General features: G+C 48.7%; 25 protein-coding genes and 1 other RNA gene. 24 read left to right on the top strand and 2 right to left on the bottom strand.

The annotated features are described in order from the left end of the window. Nucleotides 1-27: 27 nt before the first annotated feature. The 23 genes from queA to BMW43_RS01190 all read left to right on the top strand — a co-directional run bounded on the left by queA (nt 28) and on the right by BMW43_RS01190 (nt 24,072). Nucleotides 28-1,047 (top strand): tRNA preQ1(34) S-adenosylmethionine ribosyltransferase-isomerase QueA, encoded by a 1,020-nt coding sequence (gene queA, locus BMW43_RS01300; RefSeq protein ID WP_091743579.1) that lies wholly within the window; start codon nt 28-30, stop codon nt 1,045-1,047. A gap of 196 nt (nt 1,048-1,243) precedes the next feature. Beyond that, on the top strand, nt 1,244-2,353 hold the full coding sequence (tgt, locus tag BMW43_RS01295) for a tRNA guanosine(34) transglycosylase Tgt (protein WP_091743578.1): 1,110 nt from the start codon (nt 1,244-1,246) through the stop codon (nt 2,351-2,353). Nucleotides 2,354-2,414: 61 nt separating this feature from the next. Further along, complete coding sequence (gene yajC / locus BMW43_RS01290; RefSeq protein ID WP_439331437.1) at nt 2,415-2,714, top strand: preprotein translocase subunit YajC; 300 nt, start codon at nt 2,415-2,417, stop codon at nt 2,712-2,714. Nucleotides 2,715-2,730: 16 nt separating this feature from the next. Next, nucleotides 2,731-3,327, top strand: a complete 597-nt coding sequence (locus BMW43_RS01285) for a 5-formyltetrahydrofolate cyclo-ligase (protein WP_177173422.1) — start codon at nt 2,731-2,733, stop codon at nt 3,325-3,327. 40 nt (nt 3,328-3,367) lie between these two features. Continuing rightward, nucleotides 3,368-4,072: a PP2C family protein-serine/threonine phosphatase gene (locus tag BMW43_RS01280; protein WP_091743575.1), complete on the top strand. Its 705-nt coding sequence runs from the start codon at nt 3,368-3,370 to the stop codon at nt 4,070-4,072. A 200-nt stretch (nt 4,073-4,272) separates the two neighbouring features. Further along, nucleotides 4,273-4,632: a nucleoside/nucleotide kinase family protein gene (locus BMW43_RS01275; RefSeq protein ID WP_091743574.1), complete on the top strand. Its 360-nt coding sequence runs from the start codon at nt 4,273-4,275 to the stop codon at nt 4,630-4,632. After that, on the top strand, nt 4,610-5,275 hold the full coding sequence (locus BMW43_RS01270) for an HD domain-containing protein (RefSeq protein WP_091743573.1): 666 nt from the start codon (nt 4,610-4,612) through the stop codon (nt 5,273-5,275). Before BMW43_RS01275 ends, BMW43_RS01270 begins: the two co-directional genes overlap by 23 nt. A 315-nt stretch (nt 5,276-5,590) precedes the next feature. Continuing rightward, complete coding sequence (gene secD / locus BMW43_RS01265; RefSeq protein ID WP_091743572.1) at nt 5,591-6,796, top strand: protein translocase subunit SecD; 1,206 nt, start codon at nt 5,591-5,593, stop codon at nt 6,794-6,796. Nucleotides 6,797-6,808: 12 nt separating this feature from the next. Then, complete coding sequence (gene secF / locus BMW43_RS01260) at nt 6,809-7,714, top strand: protein translocase subunit SecF (RefSeq protein WP_091743571.1); 906 nt, start codon at nt 6,809-6,811, stop codon at nt 7,712-7,714. Between the two features lie 111 nt (nt 7,715-7,825). Beyond that, nucleotides 7,826-8,824 carry a hypothetical protein gene (locus tag BMW43_RS01255; RefSeq protein WP_091743570.1) on the top strand — a complete coding sequence of 333 codons (999 nt, stop codon included), beginning with the start codon at nt 7,826-7,828 and terminating at the stop codon, nt 8,822-8,824. A gap of 193 nt (nt 8,825-9,017) precedes the next feature. Beyond that, complete coding sequence (locus BMW43_RS01250; protein ID WP_091743569.1) at nt 9,018-9,482, top strand: hypothetical protein; 465 nt, start codon at nt 9,018-9,020, stop codon at nt 9,480-9,482. 129 nt (nt 9,483-9,611) lie between these two features. Next, the gene (recJ, locus tag BMW43_RS01245; protein ID WP_091743568.1) at nt 9,612-12,146 is read left to right on the top strand and encodes a single-stranded-DNA-specific exonuclease RecJ; all 2,535 of its coding nucleotides are present in this window, start codon (nt 9,612-9,614) and stop codon (nt 12,144-12,146) included. Nucleotides 12,147-12,179: 33 nt separating this feature from the next. After that, nucleotides 12,180-12,692, top strand: a complete 513-nt coding sequence (locus BMW43_RS01240; protein WP_091743567.1) for an adenine phosphoribosyltransferase — start codon at nt 12,180-12,182, stop codon at nt 12,690-12,692. Between the two features lie 47 nt (nt 12,693-12,739). Next, complete coding sequence (locus BMW43_RS01235) at nt 12,740-14,953, top strand: RelA/SpoT family protein (RefSeq protein ID WP_091743566.1); 2,214 nt, start codon at nt 12,740-12,742, stop codon at nt 14,951-14,953. Next, nucleotides 14,950-15,399, top strand: coding sequence for a D-aminoacyl-tRNA deacylase (gene dtd / locus BMW43_RS01230; RefSeq protein WP_091743565.1), 450 nt, complete (start codon nt 14,950-14,952; stop codon nt 15,397-15,399). Before BMW43_RS01235 ends, dtd begins: the two co-directional genes overlap by 4 nt. Before the next feature lie 10 nt (nt 15,400-15,409). After that, nucleotides 15,410-16,033 carry an MBL fold metallo-hydrolase gene (locus BMW43_RS01225; RefSeq protein WP_091743564.1) on the top strand — a complete coding sequence of 208 codons (624 nt, stop codon included), beginning with the start codon at nt 15,410-15,412 and terminating at the stop codon, nt 16,031-16,033. Nucleotides 16,034-16,038: 5 nt separating this feature from the next. After that, the gene (locus BMW43_RS01220) at nt 16,039-17,079 is read left to right on the top strand and encodes an AI-2E family transporter (protein WP_091743563.1); all 1,041 of its coding nucleotides are present in this window, start codon (nt 16,039-16,041) and stop codon (nt 17,077-17,079) included. A gap of 12 nt (nt 17,080-17,091) precedes the next feature. Continuing rightward, complete coding sequence (locus BMW43_RS01215; protein ID WP_091743562.1) at nt 17,092-17,541, top strand: Fur family transcriptional regulator; 450 nt, start codon at nt 17,092-17,094, stop codon at nt 17,539-17,541. After that, entirely contained in the window at nt 17,531-19,048 is a 1,518-nt protein-coding gene (hemZ, locus tag BMW43_RS01210) for a coproporphyrinogen dehydrogenase HemZ (RefSeq protein ID WP_245732172.1), read from the top strand. The genes BMW43_RS01215 and hemZ overlap by 11 nt, the downstream gene beginning before the upstream one ends. Nucleotides 19,049-19,066: 18 nt before the next feature. Next, complete coding sequence (hisS, locus tag BMW43_RS01205) at nt 19,067-20,332, top strand: histidine--tRNA ligase (protein WP_091743561.1); 1,266 nt, start codon at nt 19,067-19,069, stop codon at nt 20,330-20,332. A 4-nt stretch (nt 20,333-20,336) separates the two neighbouring features. Further along, nucleotides 20,337-22,136: an aspartate--tRNA ligase gene (aspS, locus tag BMW43_RS01200; RefSeq protein WP_091743560.1), complete on the top strand. Its 1,800-nt coding sequence runs from the start codon at nt 20,337-20,339 to the stop codon at nt 22,134-22,136. Between the two features lie 227 nt (nt 22,137-22,363). Further along, nucleotides 22,364-22,539, top strand: a non-coding RNA gene (gene ssrS, locus BMW43_RS01195) — 6S RNA. Nucleotides 22,540-22,728: 189 nt separating this feature from the next. Then, a complete protein-coding gene (locus BMW43_RS01190) occupies nt 22,729-24,072 on the top strand; it encodes a replication-associated recombination protein A (protein ID WP_091743559.1) in 1,344 nt (447 codons plus the stop codon). Nucleotides 24,073-24,115: 43 nt separating this feature from the next. Here BMW43_RS01190 and lgt read toward each other — a convergent pair whose 3' ends face one another. Further along, nucleotides 24,116-24,916 (bottom strand): prolipoprotein diacylglyceryl transferase, encoded by an 801-nt coding sequence (gene lgt / locus BMW43_RS01185; protein WP_091743558.1) that lies wholly within the window; start codon nt 24,914-24,916, stop codon nt 24,116-24,118. Nucleotides 24,917-25,132: 216 nt separating this feature from the next. On the opposite strand from lgt, the gene BMW43_RS01180 reads away from it, so the two are divergent. Further along, nucleotides 25,133-25,741, top strand: coding sequence for a TetR/AcrR family transcriptional regulator (locus tag BMW43_RS01180; protein WP_091743557.1), 609 nt, complete (start codon nt 25,133-25,135; stop codon nt 25,739-25,741). On the opposite strand, the gene BMW43_RS01175 is transcribed toward BMW43_RS01180, so the two are convergent. Continuing rightward, nucleotides 25,729-26,121 carry a hypothetical protein gene (locus BMW43_RS01175; RefSeq protein WP_091743556.1) on the bottom strand — a complete coding sequence of 131 codons (393 nt, stop codon included), beginning with the start codon at nt 26,119-26,121 and terminating at the stop codon, nt 25,729-25,731. The two genes, BMW43_RS01180 and BMW43_RS01175, sit on opposite strands and share 13 nt — an antisense overlap. Nucleotides 26,122-26,360: the final 239 nt, after the last annotated feature.

Below are 26,360 nucleotides of genomic sequence, written 5' to 3'. Positions count from 1 at the left end.
TTCTAGGTATTTAAGGAGACTGACTTGATGCGATTAGAAGATTTTGACTATCTATTGCCGGAGGATCGGATTGCCCAGCTGCCGTGCGAACCGCGGGATGCTTCACGGCTCTTGGTGCTGGACCGGGGCAGGGACGAACTGGAGCATAAGCAGTTTTTTAACCTGCCAGAGTATCTGCGTCCCGGCGATACTCTGGTCTTTAATGATACACGGGTTATTCCGGCCCGATTGATCGGACATAAGGAGCAAACCGGCGCAAAAATTGAGGTGTTCTTGCTGAATCGCTTGACGGCAACCGATTGGGAGGTGCTGGTTAAGCCCGGCAAAAAAGCCCGTCCCGGCACGGTTATTGTTTTTAGCGAAGCACTGCGCTGCGAGATTCTTGACTGTACCGACTTTGGCGGCCGGGTAATCCGCTTTCAATTTGACGGTGTATTTGAGGAGATCCTGGACAAGCTGGGCGAGACACCGCTGCCGCCTTATATTAAAGAGCAGCTTACCGATAAAGAACGTTATCAGACGGTATACGCCCGGGAGCGGGGCTCGGCAGCAGCACCGACAGCGGGACTTCATTTTACGCAAGGACTTTTAGAGCACTTGCGACAGCAGGGCATTAATCTGGCCTTTGTAACCTTACATGTCGGACTGGGGACTTTTCGGCCGGTACAGGTGGAGGATATTACCCAGCATACCATGCATAAGGAATATTACACCATTACGCCGGAAGCGGCCGAACTGATCAATGCCACTAAACAGGCGGGCAACAGGGTTATTGCCGTGGGAACGACCTCGGTGCGGACGCTGGAAACAGCGGCGGCGGGCGGTCAGGTGAGGAGCGGCAGCGGCTGGACAAGTATTTTTATTTATCCCGGCTGTCAGTTTCAGGTTGTCGATGCCATCATAACTAATTTTCATTTGCCGAAATCGACGCTGTTAATGTTGATCAGCGCCTTTGCCGGGAGGGAAAGGGTTCTGGCGGCCTACCGGGAAGCGGTGGTCCGGCAGTATCGTTTTTTCAGCTTCGGCGATGCCATGCTGATTATCTAGGGAACCACTGCTTTATTCACACCGCGCATCCTGGCGGATCTTTTCCCGTCTGGCTATGTCAGTAAAACCTTGAAACAGGGGCCGCTATTGCTGCCGTTTTACTTCCTTGCCAGCCGAAAAAACCTCTCGCCAGGCTGGCAGGCTCATTAAATCAACGGTTCCCTAACGGAATTATAAACAGGGATGGATGATACATATGGCTGTACAATATGAATTAATTAAACGTTGTTCGAAAACAGGGGCGCGGGCCGGACGGCTGCATACGCCTCACGGCACCTTTGATACTCCGATTTTTATGCCTGTGGGCACCCAGGCTACCGTTAAAGCCATGTCGCCCCATGAGTTAAAGGAAATGGGTGCGGGAATTATTTTAAGCAACACCTATCATTTATATCTCAGGCCGGGTCATGAGCTGGTGGCGGAGGCTGGCGGACTGCATAAGTTTATGAACTGGGATGGCGGCATTTTGACCGACAGTGGTGGTTTTCAGGTATTTAGCCTGGGGCCGTTGCGAAAAATTACCGAGGAAGGTGTTACCTTCCGTTCCCACATTGACGGATCAAAGCAGTTTCTTTCACCGGAACGGGCCACTGAGGTACAGATGGCGTTGGGGGCGGATATCATTATGGCCTTTGATGAGTGCGTGCCTTATCCGGCTGATCATGACTATGCCAGAAAATCCACCGAGCGGACGACCCGCTGGGCCGAACGCTGTAAAGGTGCCCACACCAGGGCCGATCAGGCGCTGTTCGGCATTGTCCAGGGAGGTATGTATAAAGATTTGCGCAGTATGAGTGTCCGCGACTTGGTTTCCCTGGATTTTCCCGGTTATGCCATTGGCGGTCTCAGTGTGGGTGAGTCCAAGGATTTGATGTATGAAATGCTTGAGCATACAGTGCCGCTGCTGCCGGTTAATAAGCCGCGCTATTTAATGGGCGTGGGGACACCTGACTGTTTGGTGGAAGGCGTGCTGCATGGAATTGATATGTTTGACTGTGTGTTTCCCACCCGTGTTGCCCGCAATGGGACAGTGATGACCCATCAGGGGCGCCTGGTGGTGAAGAACGCGGAATATACCCGGGATTTCAGACCGATCGATTCCGATTGCGGCTGCTATACGTGCCGCAATTTTTCACGGGCCTATATCCGCCATTTACTGAAAACCGAAGAAATATTCGGCCTGCGCCTGACTACTATTCATAATCTGTATTTTCTTATTCATTTTATGAAAAAAATGCGACAGGCTATTATTGACGACCGCTTTTTGGAATTTAGAGCGGAGTTTTGGTCGCAATATCAAAAGTAACAAGGATTTGCCAGTTCTATGTTGAATATATTTGACTGGTACAAAATTTTATAATCAGGAGGTGATTTTTTTGCCGGGAATAACACAGGAAATCATGCAGTATGCTCCGTTGATCGTAATGATCGTTATTTTTTACTTTTTTCTGTACAGACCGCAAAAAAAACGTCAGCAGCAAAGAAATCAGATGCTGGACAGCTTGAAAAAAGGGGACCGGATTGTGACTGTTGGCGGGTTGCATGGCACCATAGTGGCACTGAATGAAAGAGTGGTTACCTTGAAGATTGCCGAAAAGGTGGATGTTACCGTTTCCCGTTCGTCGGTGAATGGGTTACAGAGTGAACTTAAGAACACTGAAAAATGAGCTGTGGTGAATAAACTTGGCGAATGATGCAGGCAGCAAAAAGAAGGAATTGCGGCAAAAAATCCTGAACCTACGGCGTTCTTTGCCACGGGAGACTATTATGGCGGAGAGTGAGGCCATTGCCGGGCAACTGTACAACTGGCCTGAATATGTTCAGGCCAGGACAGTGATGCTTTTTTTGTCCATGCCCGATGAGGTACAGACCAGGCAGTTGATTGAGCATGCCTGGCAGCAAGGTAAGACGGTTTGTGTGCCCTATCCCGGGGAAGTATATGGTTATATGCAGGCTGCAGTTATACATAATTTTGCAGAGTTGTCAGCAGGAAAATTCGGTATTTTGGTACCGGATGAAAGCACGCTTTCTTTTGTAGCGCCAGAGCAGATCGATTTGGTTATTGTGCCCGGTGTCGCCTTTGATGCCTTAGGCCGGCGGTGTGGTATGGGGGCCGGCTATTATGATCGGTTTTTGTATAAAACATCCCATGCCGTAACGGCGGGCGTGGCGCTCAGCTGTCAGATGGTTCCCGAAGTGGTCTGCGCTACGCACGACCAGACTGTTGATTACATTGTCACCGGGGATCAGCTTATAAAATGCGGTGAAGGCAAGATGTAGCTTTTGCGACATGTTGCCTTCCTTATTAGGATGATTAAACATGGAAGTGAAAATTGGCATAGCCAAAACCCATAAATATGCGATGAGCGAATGTGGCGACAGCGTAGAAGTTGCTGAACGGCCCCGCGGCGGAATTTCCGCCATCCTGGCGGACGGTCAGGGCAGCGGCAAGGCCGCGAAACTGACCAGCAGCATGGTGGTCAACAAGGCGGCGGCGCTTATTGCCGAAGGGGCCCGTGACGGTGCGGTAGCCAGGGCTGTTCACGATTATCTGTATACCATGAAGGACGGGAAAGTTTCTTCGACCTTAACGGTATTAAGTGTGGATTTGGAAACAGAAACTGTACTGTTTAGCCGTAATTCCAATTGTCCGGTTATTATTAAAAATATGTATCATACTGACGTCTATGAGCAGGAAATTAACTCCATCGGTGTGCATAAACGGATGAAGCCTTTAATGCACCAACTTCCGTTAGAGACAGGGATGATCCTGGTCTCTTATTCTGACGGGATTCAGGCTGCCGGACGCAAACGGGGCAAGACGATGGACTTTAATTATTTGCTGAAAATCATTGAGGAGAACGGACCTGCTGATGCTTCCTTTATTGCAGAATCCATTCTGGAGTATGCGCTTCAGCTTGACGATTATCGCCCCGGCGATGATATGACTGTTGTAGTTATGGGATTAACAGACAGTGAAAATGTACACAAAATTCACCGGATGAGTGTCAATTTCCCCTGCTGAGTTTCAGAACCTGTAGGTAATCATGGAAATGTTAGGGTGTGTCCTCAAACTAACGAAATGATCCATGGCGAGCGATTTTTTTCGCCAGATAAGGCCAATTTTGTGGGCATAATAGAGTTATGGAAAAGTATGGTGGGAATCGTCACCAATACAGCATTGATTATGGTTGAGTACAGGTTCTTATATAGGTGGTGTGTAAGATGAGAGTTGTAGTAGTTGGGGTGTGTGCTTCCGGCAAGACAACACTGGTGCAAAATCTTACCAGGATGGGAATCGAAGCTTATAACGCCGCACAGGAACATTCTCAAATAAAACAGTTATGGAAGAAAAAACAACCTGACATACTAGTAATGCTGGATGCCACATTAGCGACGATTCGGACCCGGCGGAAAATTCCCTGGGGTGAGGAACGGTTGATTGCTCAGCGGGAACGGCTGGCTGACGCCAGGGAGCATGCCGACTTGTTTATCGAAACCGATCGTTTAACCAAAGAAGAAGTGGCTCAAGTCATTCTGGATTATATCAGGAGGAAAAACGATGGCAGTCATAACCACCGCTAATTTGAAAGAAGATCATGAAGTAGATGTGTATCTTAGCTGCAGCACTAAATATCTCAGTGAACTTGGCTTTACGGAACATGGACAGCGCCATGCCAATATTGTGGCCCACCGGGCGTATCAGGTGCTTAGCGAGCTCGGCTGCGAGGAACGGTCCTGCCAATTGGCATCGGTTGCCGGATATCTGCATGACATTGGCAATATGGTCAATCGGTTTAATCATGGTGGTACCGGCGCGGTCATGGCTTATGCCATTTTGTCCCGGCTGGCTATGCCGCCCGAAGAGATTGCTTTGGTGATTTCAGCGATCGGCAATCATGAGGAGGAGCGGGGACAAGCTGTTAATGCGGTGGCGGCAGCACTCATCCTGGCTGATAAGTCGGATGTGTTCCGCAGCCGGGTGACTAACACCGATTTTGCCAAATTTGAAATCCATGACCGTGTCAATTATGCGGCGGAAAGCAGTGCCCTGCTTATTGATAAGGGGCAACGGACGATAACCCTGCGGCTTACTATCAATACAGAGATCTGTCCGGTTATGGAGTATTTTGAGATCTTTCTGGTGCGGATGGTTATGTGCCGGCGTGCCGCCGAGTTTTTAAAGTGCCGCTTCAGCCTGATTATTAACGACAACCAGTTGTTATAAAGGCAAGCCGATATTCCGTGTCGGGTGAGGCAATGTGGGTCTTGGGTTCCGGGTGACAACCATAGGGCGTGTTTTCAAACTATCCGAAACGATTCCTGCCGGCGCTTTTTGCGCCATACTCGTTAACATTTTTTGAAATAGAGGCTACTATTCAAAAAATGTTGCCTCGTTTGGCACAAGAATCACTCACCACGGAAATCAATCCTTGTAGTTTGAAAACACACTCTGGGGATTTGTTGACATTATTTCAAATTTTCGGATATAATTAACCTCGTGCAAAAAGGCAAGAGAATATGAGAATAGGGGGAGAAATCATTGAGAGTGGGGAATCTGACTAAGTTTTTAGTTGCAGTAGTAGCGATTTTAGCTATTGCCGGCTATTTCATTTCACCCCTGGCTACGTCCATTAAGCAAGGTCTTGATTTACAAGGCGGTACCCATGTCGTGTTGGAGGCGGTAGACACACCGGAAGCCAAGGTCGATGAGGATGCTGTGCAGCGGGTGGTCAAAATTATTGAGCACCGGATCAATGACCTGGGTTTGACGGAACCGATCATTCAACGCCAGGGAGACCGCCGGATTATTGTGGAGCTGCCGGGAATTAACGATCCTGACAAAGCGATCGAATTAATCGGCAAGACGGCTATGCTGGAGTTTAAGGATGTAACGGGAACTACCGTGATGACCGGGACTGATCTGAAAAATGCGCAGGCTCAGATCGAACAGTCAAACAAAAATGTGGTTGCCCTGGAATTTTCCGATGAAGGGGCGAAGAAATTCGCCGACTTGACAACTAAAAATGTGGGAAAGCCAATTAGCATTTTATTGGATAAGCAGGTGCTTACCAGCCCTGTGGTGCAGGAGCCGATTACCGGTGGCAAAGCGCAGATTACAGGCAGCAAGACGCTTGAGGAAGCACAGAATTTAGCCATTTTGCTGCGTTCAGGCTCTCTGCCGGTAAAAGTGGAAGTTATGGAGACAAGAACAGTAGGTCCTACCTTGGGGATGGATTCAAAGGAAAAGAGTAAAACAGCCTTTGCCATCGGCATTTCCGCCATTGTTCTGTTTATGCTGGTTTTCTATCGCCTGTCCGGTTTTGTGGCCAACATCAGTCTGGCGTTATATGTCGTGCTGCTGCTTTTTGGCTTAAAATCATTGAATGCCACGTTGACCTTGCCCGGTATTGCCGGTATTATTTTGTCAATTGGCATGGCCGTGGATGCCAACGTTTTGATTTTTGAACGGTTTAAGGAAGAATATCGCTCCGGCAAAACGCTGCGGGCCGCGATGGATGCCGGCTTTAGCCGTGCTTTTAGCAGTATTATCGACTCCAATGTCAATACACTGCTGGCAGCCGTTGTATTATTCTTTCTTGGCACAGGTCCAGTTAAAGGCTTTGCCATTACTCTGGGGCTGGGGATTATATTGAGTATGTTTACGGCAATTACCGTTACCCGCTTCTTATTGAAAATGCTGATAAGTGCAAACTTAGTAAAAAGCGGAAAAATCTTTGGGGCGTAGGGAGGCGAAAACATGAAATTTGATATTATTGGAAGACGATACCTATGGTTTGCACTCTCTGCGCTGATTATCATTCCCGGATTAATTTCCATGGTGCTGCGAGGCTTTAATCTGGGAATAGATTTTACCGGCGGAACGCTGCTGGATCTGCAATTTGTCCGTCCGGTTACGGTAGTTGAGGTGCGTACAGTATTAGACGATTATAAACTGGGCAATAGTACTATCCAGTTGGCTTCGACGAGCCAGACGGAAGCGGCGCAGAACGTCTTTATCCGGACAAGAGTGCTCGATGATGATGAACGGCGCGTTGTAATAGAGGATATGCATAAACGGCTGGGTGATTTTGAAGTCCAGCGGGTGGAGAAGGTCGGTGCCGTCATTGGCTCTGAACTGACCTGGCAGGCTATAAAGGCCGTGTTATTGGCAGCATTCTTTATGGTGCTGTACCTGACTTATCGGTTTGAGTTTAGATTTGCCGTTTCCGGTATATTAGCTATTTTTCATGATGTGCTGGTTGTACTGGGCGTTTTCTCTTTGCTGCAAAAGGAAATTGACTCTTCGTTTGTCGCCGCGATTCTAACCATTGTCGGTTATTCCATTACCGATACGGTAGTTATTTTTGACCGGATCCGGGAAAATCTAAAAATGCAGCGGAAGAATGAAAGCTTGCAGGAATTGGTAAATCACAGTATCTGGCAGACCATGACCCGGTCGCTGTACACCATTCTTACGGTACTGTTTGCCACTGCATCCTTATATTTCTTCGGTGGGGAAACAACTAAGAACTTTTCCTTTGCCCTATTGGTAGGCTTTATCAGTGGCGTATATTCGTCTATTTTTAATGCCAGCCCGATTTGGGTCACCTGGAAGGAATATGCCGACCGGAAAAGACTGGCCGGGAGAGCAAAAGCGAAATAATACATTTTCGGAAAGTCCGGTATAAACCGGGCTTTCATTTATTTTCAGCATTCTTTCACCAAGTGACGGCGTTGCTAATATCATAGTAGCAGTAAAGGCGGGTGAAAGGATATGTGGATATTTTTACCGGCTTTCTACCTGGCGGTAGCCCATATTGCGGGAGACAATGTAGCCCTTGTCCCCGATTTGGCTGCTTTTTTACCAAGAGAGGTTTTTATAGCCACCGTTGTCGTATATATCCTTCTGGGAACCGGGATGACCGGCATGGCAGGGTGGATTGGTGTACAGGGGAGACAGGAATTAACTGTGCTGGCCGGTGCGATGTCCCGGCGCTGGGGGAAAAAGCTGCTGGCTGTTACCGTGCTGTCGGTTTGCCTGCCAGCCAGTGCTTTGACCGGTGGCTATTACACGGGATATATTTTGGAAAAGCTGTTTTCCATTCCGCATTTTTGGGGTGCTCCATTTTGCTTGCTTTTATTTTCCTTGTTGGCTGCCGGGCGGGGTAGGGATATCGTGAAATTTTCCAACTATCTGGCTCTGGTGCTTATCCCGTTGGTTTTTTACCTGCTGGTTTCCACTAAACCGGAATGGTCACTGAGCTGGCCGCAGTGGCAGAATATTAGCTGGATTACCTTAAGCATTCTAATTGGCTATAATATCGGCGGTATGCGTTCCATTCTCACCGTGGAAGCGGCAGCTCATCTAGCGGGGAAGGGGTATAAGACCATTCTGCTGGTAATACTTGCCAAGCTTCTGGAAGGCATGTTTACCCTGCTGGTTGCCGAGTTGATCGTCGGGACAGCCGCAACAGGGCCGCTGGCCTTATCCGGCCTTGCCGGCCGCTTTTTAAGCGAACCGGTGTGGTGGCTTTTTCATTTGGCATTGTTTTGTACCTTTTTGAATACCATGGCACCGGCTATGCTGGTCAACGCACGACAGGTAAGTGTGTTGACAGGCTATTCTTTTTGGCGTTCGCTAACCATTGCCTATGTCCTGGTTTCACTTGGCAGCTATTTGCCTTTTACCGTTATGCTATCGATTATCAGTATTGCGGGGCTTAGTATGGTGGTGTTTTTATTGTATAGCGTATATTTCCTATACCGGCAGTAAAGGCTAGTGTAGTGGCATGTTCCTATTTTGGTCAAAGTATGTAGGATGAATTTTCATCTGCAAGACAGAGGAATGAGGTATAGCCGTTCCTACGCCGATTGATGACAACGCAGCAAATGGAAATTCAGACAAGTCATTTGATTGAAATATGAGTTTGTTACTACACTGTTTTCTAAAAGGGCGTATCCGATTGATGTTGTTATGGAAAGCGATACTGATTTTGTGGATGATGGCTGGCGTGGTTTGCACATTAGCGCCTAATTTGCCGGGAACCGCCATGATTGCCTTGGGGATTGCCGGTTATTATATGGCGACAGAGGTTTTTTTGCCGTCGTTTTTCTGGCCGGTTGTACTAACGGTTGTTCTGATCGCCGAACTGGGCGGCAGACTAGTGCGAGGCTATCTAATGAAACAACAGGCGTTGCATTTTGTCATTGATACGGCAGTCGGAAATTTTGCCGGAGTATTGATGACCAGTGCCTTTATCGGAACTTTGCCTGGCATACTTGTCTGGCAGACGTTAATTGGTAAGACTCTGATGCCTAGCCGTGATGACTTTATCCGGGGAGCCTCCTATTTATTTATACTTTTGCTATTACGGGGAGTTTGTGGTTTAATCCTGTTTGGACTGGCCGCTAACTATTTGTTTATGCCATGAAGACAACATGGCGTCCGCTACTGCCATAGTAGCTTTTTTATTGCCATTTTTAAAGGAATATTGAGAAATGTTCTAGAAATATAGTACAATTCGTCATTTTATTTATTTATTTTGCTCTGTGGAGGTATCATGTCCAGGATTTGTAGAAGATGGAATCCCGTACAGCCCCGGCCCGATATCCAGTCCCGGCTGAGTGCTGCGCTGGGAATCAGCAGGATTACGGCTCAGATTTTGCTGAACCGGGGTTTGGATAATATAGAAGAGGCAAAGGCTTTCTTGTATGGTGCAAAAGAAGCGCTCCATGATCCTCAGCAGTTGGAAGACATGGACAGAGCCGTACAGCGTATTAAGGCGGCCTTGGACAATAAACAGAAAATCACCATATATGGTGACTACGATGTGGACGGTATTACCGCCACCGCGCTCTTTTACCGGACGTTACGACAGTTGGGCGGTGAAGTGGGATATTATATACCTGACCGTCAAAGCGAGGGATATGGGGTTCACGCTGCTGCGCTGGAGCGTTTGTATGAGCAAGGGGCCGGGTTGATTGTTACTGTTGACTGCGGAATCAGCGCCGCAGCCGAAATTGCCGGTATACAGGAACGTGTGGATATTATTGTCACCGATCACCACCAGCCGCCGGAAAAATTGCCGCCGGCTTATGCCGTAATCAATCCGAAACGACCGGACTGCGGTTATCCGGAGAAACAACTGGCCGGAGTCGGTGTTGCCTATAAAGTATGTCAGTCACTCTGGTGTCACTACCAGGGAAAGGACAGCCTGCTTAATTGTCTGGATCTAGTGGCGCTGGGTACAGTGGCGGATGTGGTATCGCTCCTGGGTGAGAACCGGATACTGGTAAAAGCGGGATTGGCGGAAATGGCAAAGGGAACCAATACCGGTCTTCGGGCTCTTATGAATACCTGTAAACTGCTGCCGGAACAATTGGAAGCTGATAAAATCGGCTTTGTGCTTGCCCCGCGAATTAATGCGGCAGGGCGAGTGGGAAAGGCTGATTTGGCTGTGGAGCTATTGATTACCGAGGATGAGGTGAGAGCACAAGAAATTGCCGCATTGCTGGAAAATGAGAATACGGTAAGAAAAAATATTGAAAAACAGATTCTGGAAGAAGCCGGGCAGGCGGCCGGACAGTGCTCCGATCAGGTCATGGTACTGGCGGGACAGTGGCATCCCGGAATCATCGGAATTGTAGCTTCCCGTTTAGTCGATGTATATTACCGGCCGGTGGTTATGATTGCCCTTCAGGATGGTCAGGGACGCGGTTCGTGCCGCAGTGTTGCCGGTTTTGATATCTATCTGGCGCTTATGCAATGTGCCGATTTGCTCTTGCATTTCGGCGGACATTCCCAGGCCGCCGGCTTTAGCATCTTGCCGGAAAATCTGGAGGCTTTCCGGCAACGGCTGAATGACATTGCCGGAAAGGTGCTACCGCCGGAAGCCCTGATTCCGGAATTGCAGATTGATGCGTTAGTTTCTTTGACAGAAGTGGATTTCAGCTTGGTGGAGGAATTGAAACGATTGGCTCCCTATGGCATGGGAAACGCCGCCCCGCTGTTAGCCTGTGAAAACCTGGAGGTGTCTCAGGCCAGAGCGATCGGCCAGGAGGGACGCCATCTGAAAATGAGAGTTCAGCAAAAAAAATGCGGCAGCGATGTGATTGCCTGGCAGTTAGGTTCTTTGGCTCCGGTTATCGGTAACGGCGGCCGGGTCGATGTCGCTTTTGTGCCGGAAATTAACGAGTGGAACGGTGCCCGGAATTTGCAGCTAAAGGCGTTGGATGTACGTCCGGCAGTGAAAGAAAAAGAAAACCATGCTATAATAAAATCGTCAAACCATCATTTGGAATTGCATGATTATCGCAATGTCGTCAACAAGCTGGAACATATCCTGACAGTTTTGGCGACAGGTGAAAAAACGGTTATTTATGTAAATACAGCGGTGCAGGCAGGCGAGTTGATCGGACAGCTAACGCTGGCTGCTGACGGCCGGTTTGCCGTAGACTGGTACAGCCAGCAATGCACGGCCGAGCGGCGCGGGATGATAGAAAGCCGGTGGCAGAGCCGGGAACTGCAGGCAATTGTACTTGTGCCCAATGCCTGTGTGGACATTACCCTTCCAGCGGTAAGGCATGTCGTGTTTTACCATGCCGCATTGAATAAAAAGGAATTCAGCGAGCAATGCAGCAAGCTGGAACGGGACGCTGACAGTTTTCGGCTGCATTTGGTCTTTGGCAAAAACGATATTGGTCAGACCGGTTCGTTTCTTAAATCCAGCCTGCCTGATAGGGCGATTACGGGGTATGTTTACCTATTGCTGCGGAGCGAAACTGAGCAAGACCGACCAGTGGATATAACGGCCCAGACGATAAAAGAAATGATTTTTAAAAAGTATAATATAGTTATAACAGAAGACGGTGTGGCTGCTGCGCTGCAAATTCTGACCGAGTTGAAATTACTGGAAGTTCTGAACGGACAGGATGGTTGCTGGCGTCTAGCGCTTTCAAAACCGCCCGGGCATAAATTGGATATTGAGCAGTCTCTGACGTTTCGGGCGGGCCAAGCAAAACTGGAGGAGTTTTCCCGTTTTGCTCGGCAACTTATGGAGGCCACTGCCGGTGAAATTCTAACATGGATAGCTTAATAATACCGGATCACGAATTAGGAGGCCGTACAGATGAATTTTAAAGAAAAAATTAGAGTGGTTATGGATTTCCCCGAGCCGGGTATTCGCTTTAAGGATATCACGACGCTGCTGAAAGATGGCGAGGCTTTTCAAGCTGCCATTAATCAATTGGCCGGTTCGTTTAAAGACCAGCAAATCGATTTGGTGGTCGGCCCGGAGGCACGTGGCTTTGCGGTCGGTGCACCAGTGGCCTATGCGCTGGGAGCAGGTTTTATTCCTGTGCGCAAACCCGGCAAGCTGCCGGCTGAAACAATCCGCCATCAGTATTCGCTGGAGTACGGTCATGATGCACTGGAAGTGCATAAGGATGCTATTTTGCCGGGACAAAGGGTATTAATTGTCGATGACTTGCTGGCCACTGGCGGAACGACATTGGCCACGATTGCTCTCATTGAGGAACTGGGCGGTGAGGTGGCTGGCATAACCTTTATGATTGAACTGTCCTATTTGCAGGGCCGAGAAAGATTGGCCGGATATAATGTAGTTTCTTTAGTCAGTTATTGAAGTAAGAATTCAATTCATTATCATATGTTTTATAGCGGGGTATGCGTATGTCTACACAAACCAATATAACCATAGAAGATGTTATCAGCCAGATACAGTCTTACCAGCCGGACGCTCCGATTCATCTCGTTGAGGAGGCGTACCGCCTTGCCTATAATGCCCACGAAGGGCAAAAGCGCATATCCGGCGAGGAGTATATTCTCCATCCGCTGGGTGTCGCGAAGATCCTGGCTGATCTTCAAATTGATGCTGTAACCATCAGCGCATCACTCCTGCATGATGTCGTGGAAGATACGGAATTTTCTCTGGAGGAACTGGAAAAGAAATTTGGCAAGGAAATCGCCATGCTGGTAGACGGTGTTACCAAGCTTAGCCGGATTGAGTATAAATCCAAAGAGGAGCAACAACTGGAAAATCAGCGAAAGCTGTTTCTGGCGATGGCGAAGGATATACGGGTGGTTATGATTAAGCTGGCCGACCGATTGCATAATATGCGTACCTTGAAATATATGCCGGAACCCAAACAGCGAAAAATCGCCCAGGAGACAATCGAGATATTTGCACCACTGGCTCATCGGCTGGGGATGTCGAATATTAAATGGGAACTGGAGGATTTGGCTTTTCGCTATCTGGAGCCTGATAAATATTATGAGCTCGTTGAGAAGGTAAAACAAAAACGCAAAGAGCGGGAGTTGCTGATCAATTCCGCCATTGACATATTGACGGAACGGCTGAAGGCAGTGGAGATCAAGGCCGACATTCAGGGGCGCCCTAAGCATTTTTACAGTATCTACCGAAAGATGGTTAAAGGAAATAAGGATCTGAGTGAAATCTATGACCTGTCGGCCATCCGCATCATCGTGGATACCGTAAAGGATTGTTATGGTGCGTTAGGTGTCGTGCATACCCTTTGGAAGCCGTTGCCGCTGCGGTTTAAAGACTATATTGCTATGCCCAAATCCAATATGTATCAGTCGCTGCACACGACCGTGATCGGGACAGAAGGGCATCCCCTGGAGATCCAGATCAGGACACAGGAGATGCACCGGATTTCCGAGTGCGGCATTGCCGCTCACTGGAAGTACAAAGAGGGCAGTAAAGGGACCAGCAAAGATTTTGATGAAACGCTGTCCTGGTTGCGTCAGTTACTGGAGTGGCAGCAGGATTTACGGGATCCCAGAGAATTCATGGAGACGTTGAAGCTGGATGTTTTTGCCGACGAGGTGTTTGTTTTTTCGCCCAAAGGTGATGTCATCGATTTGCCGGCCGGATCGGTACCGATTGATTTTGCCTACCGGATCCACACCGATGTGGGACATCGCTGTGTAGGCGCCAGAGTGAACGGCCGGATTGTGCCACTGGAGTATACGTTGGTAAACGGCGATATTGTCGAAATTCTTACCAGCAAGCAAAGCAGCGGTCCCAGCCGGGATTGGCTCAATATCGTTGGCTCTTCCGATACACGAAACAAGATAAGACAATGGTTTAAGAAGGAAAAACGGGAAGAAAATATCAGCAAAGGCCGGGAACTGATTGAGAAGGAATGCAAAAAACTCGGTTATGACTGGAAAGAGGTCAGTAAAGGCGACCGGTTGAATGAAATTACCAAGAAGCTGAATATAGCGGGAAATTCTGATGATTTGTTTGCGGCATTGGGCTTTGGCGGTACTACGTCCCATGCCGTCATGGCTAAATTTATTGAAATCTATAAAAAGGAATTGCGGGAAGCGGCGCCACCCGATGTGTCGAAACTGTTGGCCGATTTGAAGCCGAAACACAATACGAAGAAAAAATCCAGCCATGGCATTTTGGTCGAAGGGGAAGGCGGTCTAATGGTGCGGTTGGCGCGCTGCTGCAATCCTGTCCCCGGTGATCCGATCTTTGGCTATATTACGCGAGGCCGTGGCGTATCCATTCACCGGGCCGACTGCACGAACATTTTAAGACATCCCGAGGAGTACGCCCGGATGATTGAGGTTAGCTGGGACATCAATACCGACAGCGTCTATAAGGTGGCCATTGAGGTACAGTGCGTTGACCGGGCTGGCATGTTGTCCGATATTCTCATGGTGATCGCCGAAAGCAAGACCAATGTCAGCTCGGTCAATGCAAGGCCGCAAAAGAATAAAACCTCGGTGATCACTTTAACACTGGATATCAGCAATTTAAATCAACTGGAGCATATTATGACCAAAATCCGTCGGGTGAAAGATGTATACAGTGTGCATCGGGCGACGCTTAGTGTAGGAGGTACGGCATGAGGGCTGTAGTCCAATTAACCGATAAGGCAAGCGTTGCGGTGAACGGGCAGATTGTTTCCCGGATTGAACGGGGCCTGACTGTTTTGCTGGGAGTTGAACAGGGGGATACCTTGCAGGATGTTCAGTATTTATCGGAAAAAATTGTAAACCTGCGCATTTTTCCTGATTCGGAGGGGAAAATGAATTTGTCCCTGCTTGATATCACGGGAGAATTACTGGTCGTTTCGCAGTTTACTTTGCTGGGAGACTGCCGCAAAGGCCGCAGGCCCAGTTTTTCAATGGCGGCACCGCCTAGTGAGGCCAATGAGTTGTACGAAGCGTTTGTAAAAGTTTGTTCTTCATTGGGAGTGAGGGTTGGCACTGGGCAGTTTCAGGCGGAAATGATTGTCACTTTGGCTAATCATGGACCGGTAACGCTGCTGTTGGATAGTAAGAGAACCTTTTAGGAGGGATTACATGGAAGTGATAGCCATCGAAGTAGGGGCATTGGGGACCAATTGTTATATTGTCTATTGTGAGAAAACACGGCAGGCCATTGTGGTGGATCCCGGTGCCAACGCGGCGGAAATATTGCAAACAGTGCAGGAGCAAAAACTCCAGGTAACGGCCATTGTGAATACCCACGGACACGCCGACCATATCACGGCGAACGATAAAATCAGGGAGGCCACCCAGGCGCCTGTTTATATTCATGCCGACGATGCAGCCATGCTGACAAGTCCGCAACGCAATCTGTCTGTTTATATCGGCGCGCCGGTAATCTGTCAGGCGGCGGACCGGCTCCTGCAGGAAGAGGATTTAGTTGCTGTCGGGGAAGGAACGCTCAGGGTGCTCCATACTCCCGGACATACGCCTGGTGGAATCTGTCTGTTGGGAGACAAGTTTTTGCTCAGTGGCGATACCCTGTTTGCCGAATCGGTCGGTCGGACCGATTTCCCCGGCGGGTCCAGCGAACTGCTGATTGCCGGGATACGGGAAAAATTGATGGTGCTGCCGGATGATATAAAGGTGCTGCCGGGGCATGGACCGGCTACCACCATTGGATGGGAGCGCCGGATGAATTCCTTCATCCGTATGTGAGACCTATGTTGACCAAGACGCAAACAGGCTATTTAAAACTGGTGGCTGCGGCCGTTATTATCTATTTGGTAAATGAAGTGAGCGCTATTTATTTACCTATTCTGCTGGCCATGGTGATATCTTTTATTTTAAATCCCGTGGTGGATTTTTTCGTAGCTGTTCCCATCTGGCCTTTTCACCGGCATTTGCCCCGGGGCGTGGCAACTCTTTTATCATTTATTTGTGCAGCCATACTGGTGACGGTCATTGCGGTCTTTTTGTTTACACCTTTTATTATTGAGTTTTATAAATTCCTGGCTGATTTGCCTGCGCTGATCTTTAAGTTAAAGATGATTTCGATAGAGTTTGAAAGAAATACACATAATGTGGAAATACCAGATAATATTCACAATATTATCGATCAAGTCTTGAATGGGGCCACAGCATACACGATTGATCTGGCGAAACGGATGCTGAATACGGCTTTTTCCGTTGCGTCGGGAGCGGTTGAACTAGTCGTTGTACCTGTGTTGACCTATTATTTTCTTAAGGACTGGCGGTTTTTAAAAGGGGATATCCTGGCGGTATTTCCCGGTGAGACCAGGCATAAAGCGAACGTCATTATCGACGAAATGGCGGAGGTGGTAAGTCAATACATTCGCGGTCAGATTCTGGTGAGTATTGTGATCGGTCTCATGGTGTTTGCCGGCATGTACCTTATGGGTGTCCAGTATCCCATGGTGCTGGGGCTGCTGGCGATGCTTACGGAAACCATTCCGATTGTCGGTCCGATTGTTGGCGCTTTGCCGGCCATTTTACTGGCTTACGCAACGGCGCCGGCACTGGCGCTTAAGGTGATTGTTTTTTACCTGATGATCCATCAGCTTGAAAATCATGTGGTTGTACCCAAGATTATGGGACATTCGATTGCACTTCATCCTGTTATCATTATTATCAGTCTGCTGGTGGGCGGAAAATTATTTGGCATTGCGGGAATGATCCTGGCAGTGCCGGTAGCGGCGCTCTTGAGAGTACTTGTTAGACATTTATGGCATAGAGAAAGATAGGTGAAATGAAAAATGAGTATTACTATGGCCCAATTAAAGGAGATGTTCCGGGAAAGGCAGTATAAATTGACTTCACAGCGTCAAATTGTGCTGCAGGCTTTTCTCGATCATCAGGGAGAACACTTAAGCGCGGAGGATGTGCATAACATTTTACGGGATCAGTCCTCGGAAATCGGCTTGGCTACCGTATACCGGACGTTGGAATTGCTGAGTGATTTATCGGTTTTGCAAAAGATGGACTTTGGTGATGGCCGTAGCCGCTATGAGATTAACGAAGACAGCACCAGCCACCATCATCATCATTTAATCTGCCTGTCCTGCGGTAAGGTGAGGGAGTTTGAGGATGATTTGCTGGATGCACTGGAAAGTGCGGTAGCCCGGAAAAGCAATTTTGCGGTGGTGGATCACCAGCTTAAGTTTTACGGCTATTGTCAGGAGTGCCAAAAGAAAAGTGAGACCTAGTACGTATTTCAGCGGAGAAAATCAGGAGCTGTTTTTACAGGATATCCGGGCCATTATGAATCTGTTTCAAATAGGTGCCGCTGGGCCGCCGCTAGGCCGGAGTTCATGGCAACAGCTAGCGGAAGACAGCTTCTATATCGACAATTATGCGGCAATAGAAGCTGACGCAGTCCGGGTCAGCACAGCGGTTTTTGTACGGGAGTCCGCGGCAGTGATCTCTTTTGAACAAGCTCATCAGGCGGCTTCCTTGCCGGTGGAAGCCGCTAAGACGGCCCGCCGGCTGGTACGCCTGAATTTGCTTTTGCTTATGCGGCGGATTACAGGTGAGAAAGGCGGACCCTGGGGCATTTTGTCCGGGGTACGGCCTGGTAAAATGGTCCGGAAATTACTGGAGCCCGGTTTGACACCGGAAACGGTGATTGATAAGCTGATTGGCGATTATGCTCTGGACAGAGATAAGGCTGAGTTGATTGTTGAGGTGGTCGGCCGTCAGAACCGACTGCCTCAGTTTCGTCATAACGCCAGGCAAATCAGTGTGTATATCGGCATTCCTTATTGTCCGTCCCGCTGCCTGTATTGTTCGTTCCCAGGCTTTGCACTCCCCGCAGAAGCCGCGGTAGGGAGTTTTTTGACGGCTCTGGCAATGGATTTACGCGCTGCCAGACAATTAATCGACCAATACGGACTGGAGCTTCAAACAGTATATATTGGCGGGGGAACGCCAACCAGCCTGCTTAATGAACAGTTCCGGCAACTACTGGAAATGGTTAAATTCTTTCTGGGAGAAACCGTTCCTGCGGAATATACCGTGGAAGCCGGCCGGCCGGACAGCTTGAATCAGATCAAGTTGGAGCTACTGAAACAGTATAACGTCAATCGGGTAAGCCTGAATCCTCAGACTATGCAGGAAAAAACTTTAAAACTCATTGGACGAAAGCATACTGTTGAGGATATAATAAGTATGTTCCAAAAATTGAGCAGTATGGAGCAATTTTATATTAATATGGATATTATCGCCGGTTTGCCGGGGGAAACGGAAGCGGATATGCAAGATACCGTTACCCGTATTGCGGCGTTACACCCGGATAATGTAACGGTACACACTTTAGCTTTGAAAAAGGGGTCCAGGCTTAAGATGTCGCTGGAGGAATGCAGTGAGTTACTGCCGGGACGCCAAACGACAGAAAACATGTTGGCCATTGCCAGACAAGCCATGGCTGAATTAAACATGCATCCTTACTATCTGTACCGGCAGAAATATATGTCCGGTAATTTAGAAAATGTTGGCTATGCAAAAGCGGGAACAGAATGTATCTATAATGTCCAGATTATGGAGGAAAACCAGACAATCCTTGGCGTTGGCCCGGCGGCAACGACCAAAGCGGTGCAGCCCCTTACCGGCCAAATTAAAAATTGCTATCATCCCAAGGATGTCCATACATATATGAAAAATCTTACAACCTACCTTGCGGAGCGAAATGCGGTTATTGCAGGGTTGTTTGAATAACGAGGAGGAATTTTTTACATGTTGACAACAGGTCCGCGCGGAACAAAGGATATATTACCGGATTCCAGCGGGTATTGGCAATATATCGAAAAAACAGCGCGTGATGTATGCCGTTCTTTTGCGTATCAGGAAATCCGTACGCCGGTTTTTGAGCATACGGAACTTTTTCTTCGCGGGATTGGTGAAACTACGGATATCGTGGAAAAGGAAATGTACACCTTTACTGACCGGGGGGGACGGAGCCTGACCTTACGTCCCGAGAATACGGCAGCGACAGTCCGTTCTTTTCTGGAAAACAAGCTGTATGCCGGGCCTTTGCCGGCTAAGTTGTTTTATATGGGGCCCATGTTTAGGTATGACCGGCCGCAGGCAGGTCGTTACCGCCAGTTTCATCAGTTTGGCATAGAGGCGTTGGGGGCCAAGGGACCGGCGGTGGATGCGGAAATTATCATCCTGGCCGTAACCTTCTTTCAACGGCTGGGTCTCAATGATTTAAAACTGTATATTAACTCGGTAGGTTGTCCGGAATGCCGTCCTGTCTATCGTAAAAGACTGCAGGACTTTTTAGCGGATAAATTGCCGGAATTGTGTTCCGACTGTCAGTCGCGGTTTGACCGTAATCCGATGCGAATACTGGATTGTAAGAAGGAGACTTGCACTAACCTGTCGGCCGGTGCGCCGGAAGTGATTGATTGCTTATGCGATGAATGCCGGGAACATTTTTCTCAGCTAAAAGTGCTGCTTACCGCAGCCGGTATTGATTATCAATTAAATCCGAGACTGGTGCGGGGTCTTGACTATTATACAAAAACCGCCTTTGAGATTCAGTATGCGCCGCTGGGAGCACAGAGCGCCGTATGTGGCGGTGGCCGTTATGACGGTCTGGTTGCCGAGTGCGGCGGACAGCCGACGCCGGGCATTGGCCTGGCTATTGGCCTGGAACGGGTTATGCTGGCTTTGGAAAAGCAAAAACTATTACCCGATACAACCGGCGATATCGATGTTTTTGTAGCCCCCATGGGCAAAGACATGCAAAGTTATGCCTTTCGCCTGTTGTGCGACTTGCGGCAGACCGGTCTCCGGGCCGATATGGACTATATGGACAGAAGCATCAAGGCACAACTGAAACATGCTAATAAGTATCCGGCCCGATATGTTGCGATTGTTGGCGAAGCAGAAATGGCTGATGGCAAGGTAATGTTAAAGAACATGCACAGCGGCGAGCAGGAATTGGTTGCTGTGGCTGACGTTACAGGCAAGATTCAAAGAGAGACGGAGGAATAGTGAAATGGATACGATGGTAGGACTGAAAAGGACTCATTCCTGTAATGATTTGAATAAGGCGATGAATGGCGAAACGGTTGTATTGTGTGGCTGGGTTGCCCGCCGGCGTGACCATGGCGGTTTAATTTTCATTGATTTAAGAGACCGTTCCGGTATTGTGCAAATTGTATTCTCTTCGGATGTATATGCCGATATTTTCAAAAAGGCGGAAACGGTGCGCAGCGAATACGTACTTTGTGTAAAGGGGAAAGTGGGCTTGCGGTCGGCGGAAACAGTTAACGTCAACGTGGCTACCGGTGAAATCGAGATATATGGAGAGGAACTGCGGATTTTAAATGCCGCTAAGACACCTCCCTTCTATATTCAGGACAATGTGGATGTTGATGAGTTATTGCGCCTCAAGTACCGGTATTTGGACTTGCGCCGTCCGGAAATGCAACGTAACTTGATGCTCCGTCATCATGTCACCAAAGCCATGCGCGACTTTTTCGATCATAATGGTTTTGTGGAAATTGAAACACCGATGCTGATGAAAAGCTCGCCGGAAGGTGCCCGCGACTATTTGGTGCCCAGCCGGGTGAATCCTGGAAAGTTTTTTGCCTTGCCGCAATCTCCGCAGATTTTCAAACAAATTTTGATGGTGGCCGGTATGGAGCGGTATTTCCAGATTGTCCGCTGCTTCCGTGACGAAGATTTGCGGGCTGACCGTCAGCCTGAATTTACCCAGCTGGATATTGAAATGTCCTTCCTGGACCGCGAGGAAATTCTGGTCATGATGGAAAACATGATTGCCTATTTGTTCAAGGAAACCATGAATATGGACATCCCGACACCCTTTTTGCGGTTGAGCTATGAAGATGCGATGGCCCGGTATGGTTCCGATAAACCGGATCTCCGGTTTGGCATGGAACTGATGGATATTTCTGACGCGGTACGCGGTTCGGACTTCAAAGTGTTTGAGACTGTCCTGGCTAACGGCGGTCAGGTAAAGGCAATCAATGTTAAAGGTTATTCCCAAATACCCAGACGTGAATTGGACGGTCTGGTTGAATATGTGAATATCTATGGTGCCAAAGGGCTGGCTTGGATTTGTTACACGGCGGAAGGAATTAAATCGCCGATCACCAAGTTCTTTAGTGAAGAGAAAGTCCAGCAGATATTGTCTGCCACCAACGCTCAGGAAGGTGATTTGCTTCTGATTATTGCCGATAAGCCGGCAGTAGTAGCAGCCGCTTTGGGCCAACTGCGTCTGGAAATGGCGCGGCGGCTTAATTTGATTGACCCCGATGCGTTGGCGTTCCTGTGGGTTGTCGATTTCCCCATGTTTGAGTATGATGAGGAAGAAAAACGCTGGACTGCTATGCATCACCCGTTTACCGCTCCCCGCGATGAGGATGCTGCTCTGATCGACACCAATCCGGGGCAGATGAAAGCAAAAGCCTATGATATGATCTTGAACGGCACCGAAATTGGCGGCGGCAGTATCCGGATATACAACCGCGATTTACAAGAAAAGGTGTTTAAAGCAATCGGACTGAGCAAAGAAGAAGCTATGGAAAAATTCGGTTACCTGCTGGAAGCCTTTGAATATGGTACGCCTCCTCATGGCGGTATCGCCTTTGGTTTGGACCGGATGATCATGTTGATGGCCAAGCGTTCTTCGATTCGCGATGTCATTGCCTTCCCCAAAACGCAAAGCGCCACCGACGTAATGACCCAGGCGCCTTCGGAGGTATCGCCGGCGCAGCTTAAGGAACTGTCGATTAAGACGGATATTGTACTTAAGAAACCGGTCAGCAAATAAATGAGACTTGTTTCAGGAGGGATTTTGACACCCCCTGAAGCTTAGTCGGAAGTACCCGGGAAGTTAGTTGCTCGACTGTGCCTATGAGGGTATAACGCCCGCTTGCAGAGGACGGTAATCTTAGCACCGCTTGGCTGCCGGATAAACCGCCTGGAATAATGTTCCACGACGGAAAACTTGCAATTGGCGAAATTTTTTGATAATATAAAAGCATAAACATTGCCTTTCTCACCCTGCTATGTACGTGGGTGCCAATGTTTTGAGCCAACACCGTAAATAAGGGAACCTGACTCTGTTTATCGCATGCATGCCTTTCGCGAGGACACATAAAGTAAGCAGGAGGGTGCCCACCTGCTTAGGGCAGGTTCAAAACAGCGGCGATATACGGCATGGTGGGGAAGAAGGCAAGAAAAAGCAACCTAAGCGTCGGCAAGAGGCTTAGGTTTTTTCTATTTGACAGGATAAATAACGATTTGGAGAGAATGTTAACTTATATGAGAGATGCTCTCGCCTATCCCGGGGCTGGCCGGAAAAACAGCGTGGGATACGGTGGTATTGCCGGGAGCAAGGGGAGAAAGGAGTACAACCGGAAATGGATTTGTTTTCATACAGCCTGCAGCAGGAAACAGGGAGGAAGAATGAACCGTTGGCCGCGCGTATGCGGCCTCGGAGCCTGGAGGAGTTTGTCGGACAGGATAAGGTGGTCGGCCAGGGGAGTTTTCTACGAAAAATGATCGAATCCGATAATATTCCTTCGATGATTTTATTCGGTCCGCCAGGTACGGGAAAAACAACACTGGCCAATGTCATTGCCAATCAGACAGGCAGCCATTACGAACAGTTAAATGCCGTGGCGGCGGGGATTGCCGATGTCCGTAAAGTAACGGAAGGGGCTAAGGAGCGCCTTATTTTGCACAGGCAGCGCACGTTACTGTTTATTGACGAAATCCATCGGTTTAATAAGGGCCAGCAAGATGTGTTGCTGCCTTTTGTGGAGGATGGACGGGTTATTTTGATCGGTGCGACAACCGAGAATCCCTATTTTGAAGTGAATTCCCCGCTCTTATCCCGCATGCGGGTGGTACGGTTACAGCCTCTTAATAAAGAAGCCGTCCTGCGGATTATCAGGCAGGCAACGGCTGATGCAGAGCGGGGACTGGGCCAGCTGGCAATCGAATATGATGAGCTGGCCCTGGCGACGATAGCCGATATTTCCGGCGGTGATGCCCGGGTGGCTCTGAATATATTGGAGCAAGCCGTCGGTTTATTGGAAGTGTCGCAAGAAAAACGGCTGACTGTGGACTTTGTACATGCTGTGGCCGGTGAAAAAATACAAATATACGATAAAAATGGCGATAACCATTATGATGTAGCTTCGGCGTTGATTAAAAGCATGCGCGGTTCCGATCCTGATGCGGCGCTGCATTATCTGGCCCGGATGCTGGCGGCTGGTGAAGATGTAAAATTTATTGCCCGCAGAATTGTGATCTGTGCTGCAGAAGACGTCGGAAATGCCGATCCTCAGGCGCTCAGTCTGGCGATGGCGGCGGCGCAGGCCGTGCAGTTTATTGGCCTGCCGGAGGCGCGGATTCCTTTGGCACAGGCTGTCACCTACATTGCGGCGGCGCCTAAGAGCAACGCGGCGTATCTGGGCATCAACGATGCTCTGCAGGATGTAAAACAAAGGGATTGCGGCACTGTGCCGCTGCATTTGCGCGACAGCAGCTATAAAGGAGCTAAAGCTTTTGGCCACGGGAAAGAGTACCGGTATCCGCACGATTATCCAGGGCATTATGTTGAACAGCAGTATTTGCCCGATGCGTTGGCAGGCACTGTTTATTACCGGCCCGGTGATCAGGGCTATGAAGCGGTTGTCCGGGAGCGGCTTGCTAAGCGACAGAATCAAGATAAGAATAATGGCAAAGAAAAAGGGTAGCCCGCTATATTGAGCAGGCTGCCCGTTTCTTTACCGCAGAGGATTATCTTTTGTTTGTTTTTTTTGACTCCTGAATCGGTGTGCCGTATTTGCCCACCCAAATAAATAGGCAGATTCCGGCTAGAATCACTGCTAAACTGGTAAGCTGTGCCGATTTTAACCCCAATAGTAAGGTGCCGTAATCACCACGCAAATATTCCAGGAAAAAACGGGCCGTGGAATAAAGCACCGCATACAGGATGAATACCTGACCCTTGGCGTGATTGGTCGTACGGAAAAGCAGCAGCAGCACAAAGATAACGATATCCAACTGACTTTCCCATATTTCGGCCGGCCATAAGGGCTGTGTGCCATATACCTGATGAGCCAGTGTGGTAGAGGGATAGAGAATGCCGAAGTTGCCGCCTGTAGGATGTCCGAAGGCATCGCCGTTCAACAGATTGGCGGCCCGGCCCAGCGCCTGACCGAGGATAATGGCCGGAGCGGCGACGATGTCGGCAAAAGCCCAGGTGTCAATCTGATGACGCTTGGTATAAAGGTACCCGACTATGGCACCAAGAAAAACGCCGCCTTGGATAGCCATGCCTCCCTGCCAGACGAATGGAATTTCCAGCAAATGATTGTGATAGTACCCCCAGTCAAAGAAAAACACATCCCATAAGCGAGCGCCGATAATGCCGGCGATGCCGCAATAAATTCCCATATCAGGAACGTGCTGATGCCAACGTCCGTCCTGCTTGGCAAAATAGTAAGCTGTACCGGTTGCCAATATGATGCTAAGACTCAGGATCAGACCATAGGCCCGGATGGGAAAATCGCCGATAAAAAACAAATACTGATGCATAGAATCCTCCTTGTTAATGCAGACAGGGGCGGTACAGACGTGACCTGTACAACAAAATCTGTATTCATTATAGGTGATTTATCTGTAATGTGCAATTATTTGCCAATTTATGCTGTTCAGGAGAAGCCGGACGGTAGAGGGAATCGCATAGACAAAAGAAAAAAGAAATGCTATTCTTTAATCATTCGAGTAAGAATAGCATTTCAGGAGAACATCATGACAGAAAAAGATACGCAAGCCAAACTGATTGAGTCTGCCACTTCCTTGTTTGCCCAAAGGGGTTATGCTGCCGTATCCATCCGGGAGCTGGCTGATGCCGCCCAGGTAAACAGTGCGCTCATATCCTATCATTTCGGCAGTAAGGAAGGCTTGTACCTGGCGGTCTTGGAAAATCAGTTCCGGCCGATTACCGGTCTGCTGCAACAGGCTGCTCAAACAACGATGAGCCCGGAAGAGCGGATTGTGTACTACGCCAAGGGCGTGTATGATATACACAAAAGCAGGCCTTTTCTGATCCGCTTTTTACACAGTGAACTGACAAACCCCACAACCGGTCTGGACAGTGTCGTAAAGCGCTATATTGGACAAATTTACCCCTTTTTATATCAAGCCTTTGCCGAAGGAGTGGCGTCCCGCCAGTTTAATGCGGCGCTGAATCCAGGTTATGCCGTACTGTCATTGGTGGGAATTATGAATTTCTACTTTATTGCTAAACCGATAGCCCGGGAGTTTTTGACGGTTGATAATGAGCATGATAAGAATTACCTGCTGCAGGCTGTGCAAATCTATTTACATGGCATCAAGGATAACAATTATAATTCCTGAGACCATTTTTCCAATTGTAGCAACAGCTCGCCGCGGGTGGAATCAACTTCGGCGCCTCGCCATTCCTGCCCTGTGTCGCTGTCGAACCAGACATCTTTACTGGTAAAAGCTGCTGTGGGAATCAGTTTTTCCCTGGCTGCATTCAATATGCCGTCCAGCATGCTTTGTTTGATAGTTTTACGGGCAAGCCGGTTGCCGGTTTTTTCCGTCGTTTGTACGTCAATGCCGTCAGCGGTGGTCCGCAATTCGATCAGGCTCAGCAATTTTCCCTGCTGGCCGGAAGTATGAATGGCCTGTTTGGCGGCGTCGGCAGCTGCCTGCCGGGTAATATCATCATCATGGACGGTGATTCTTACATTGCCGATGATCAGTTTATACATGATAAGCCTCCTTAACCATAGCTGGATGGTTAAATTTATGAACTGTCATCGCTAAATATGAGTATATAGAGAAGACTAATTTTGGAGGTAAATTAAGAATTTGTAGTCAACTATTAGAAAACACTGTATGGGCAGCGGTTTTTTCGCTATACTTCGTTAAGTTTCCTTGTCATAACCTCATTATGTCCACTAAAATTGCCTTGTCTGGCGAAAAAATCGCTCGCCGCTCCAGCATTTCT

Origin of the sequence: Propionispora vibrioides, from assembly GCF_900110485.1 — a bacterium.
Lineage (GTDB): Bacteria > Bacillota > Negativicutes > Propionisporales > Propionisporaceae > Propionispora > Propionispora vibrioides.
This window is presented reverse-complemented; position numbering and strand designations above follow the sequence as displayed.